Source organism: Candidatus Aminicenantes bacterium, assembly GCA_026393795.1.
Taxonomy (GTDB): Bacteria; Acidobacteriota; Aminicenantia; order UBA2199; family UBA2199; genus UBA2199.
Genome location: JAPKZL010000221.1, coordinates 1 through 2003 on the forward strand (window position 1 = coordinate 1; position 2003 = coordinate 2003).

Annotated in this window: 1 protein-coding gene; it reads right to left on the reverse strand. The window is 58.4% G+C overall.

Annotated elements, in window-relative coordinates; all coding sequences use genetic code 11:
- Window positions 1-2003: hypothetical protein (locus NTW95_10800; protein ID MCX6557901.1), on the reverse strand; the 2003-nt coding region annotated here is incomplete at both ends.

Consider the following 2003-nt stretch of genomic DNA (forward strand, 5'->3'; position numbering starts at 1 on the left):
GGTCCACTGCCGTGAGCATGGGTTTGACCGATATCTCACTGCCCACGGCGTTCTTCATCCACAATTGTGGCATGATGTTGCCTGCCAGGCACATGCGTTCCATTTCCGGCCCCAGTACCTTTTCGCGCAGATAGTCTTCCAGCTGGAACTGGATGACGTTGCCCAGGGCGTAATGAGGCAGGTAGAGAGTGTAGTCGATCATGTGCGAATAGATGGCCAGGATCACCTGGTCGCGCACCCCGAAAACCGGCGCAAAGTACTGGTTCCAGATCTCGCGGGCGATCGCAAGGACGGCGTCGCGCAACTGCCCGGGCGTGGCCTGGGGGTGTCCATAGAGCCAGTGCCAGGCCTTCATGTCCACCAGGGAGACCGCCATGATCTCGTAGGCGTTCCAGAAAGTGTCCAGCACTTTCAGGTCCTTCTGGCGCGGGTCCTTTTCGGGAATGCCCAGAAGTTCCAGGTCGCGGTCCTGAAAAACGAAGGCAAAGGCTTCGGTGACAGCCGTGTTGGGCACGCCGGCGAGGCAATAGAAATCAATCGGGTACAAGTCAAGGACGTTTTCCACCGCGTGCCCCAGCTCGTGGATGGCGATATTGAAACCCTTGTAGTTCATGCCGCCGGCCGGTACGCGCGTGCGCAGCCGGGATTTGAACTTCCGGGACTGGGTCTGGGCGTTGTGGCCCGAGCCGCGCGCCGGGTCGACCTGGATCTTGGGGGCGATATAGGCGGCCTTTTCAGGGGAGAAGCCAAGCTTCACAAGGATGTTGGGAAGGTCCTTTTCGAAAGCGGCAGCATCGGGGTATTTCTCCCGGACGATCTTGTCCAGTTCCTCTTCGGGGACGTTGGAGTCGCTGCGCAGTTCTGGATACCAGATGTCGAAAGGCAGCAATTTGCGGCCCAGGCGCTTGCGGATCAGAGCCGCCACTTTCTTGACCTGGGGCGATGCCAGAAGTTCCCGGAACATGGACTCTATATCTTTTTCGGGAATCTCACGGCCGACGTCGAAGCTGCGGCTGATGTGGTCGGGATAGAGCGGGCTGTAGGCATCCATCAGGCGCATGGCCTGGAAGGTATCAAGAAAGGTCTTGTAGCGCTCGTCAGCCTCCCTGGCGGCCGCAATAGCCTTGCCGTTGTCATAGACGGTGTTGCTGAAAGGGTTCCACTGATAGCGACCGGAATTGATCATAAGGGCCGGAATTTCCTGGCGGACGATGCGCTCCATGACCCGGTAGATCAGCTTTTGTTTCTCCAGGCCCTGTTTGTCAGCATAACGCGCCTTGAGTTCGTCGCGGATTCCCCAGTGGCAAATAAGTTTCATATCGGCCGGAAAAAGCGTTTTCATGTCCTGGCCGACCAGGCTGCCCATGAAAATGTTGTAATCGGAAATGTAGCGTCCGGCGGCCGCCATTTTGGAACTGATGGCCTGGTTCACCTCGGCCGGGAGGCGGGTGATATTGCTGCCGCCCGTGCGGGCGTAGGCCCACTGCTGCCGGTCCCATTTGGCCCCCAGGGCCGTTTTTTCGGCCAGGCTGTAGACCGGGAAATTGAGCAGGGAGATGAAGGCGATCTTGTTTTCGAACATGTCTTCGGAAACATGGGCGGACAGGTCGAACTGGTTCATGGCGATGTCGAGCGGGGTGATCTCGCCCCAGTCGAGGTCGACCGGCTGGTCCTTGTCCAGGGACATCTCGTTGAAATTGCCGCCGATGGCTTCGCTGTAGAATTCCAGCTTATTGAAGAGGGCGTCCAAGGGCGCTCCGGCGACCGCGAAATTCGCCCGGCAAAAAATGGCGAATTCAGCGGCGCCGCCGTCGGCGGCCCGCCACAGCGCGGCTACCTGTTCCAGGCCGCGGTCGATGCGGAATTTCTCAGCTTCGCCGTATTTTTGCAACAGCTCGGTTTTCACCTTGAGCAAGGCGGCGCTATCGATGAATTTTGCCGGCTCCTGGGCGGTGAGCATAACCGTGGCGGTGAATGTCAAAAGCATAAAAAGGCAGGAAAAT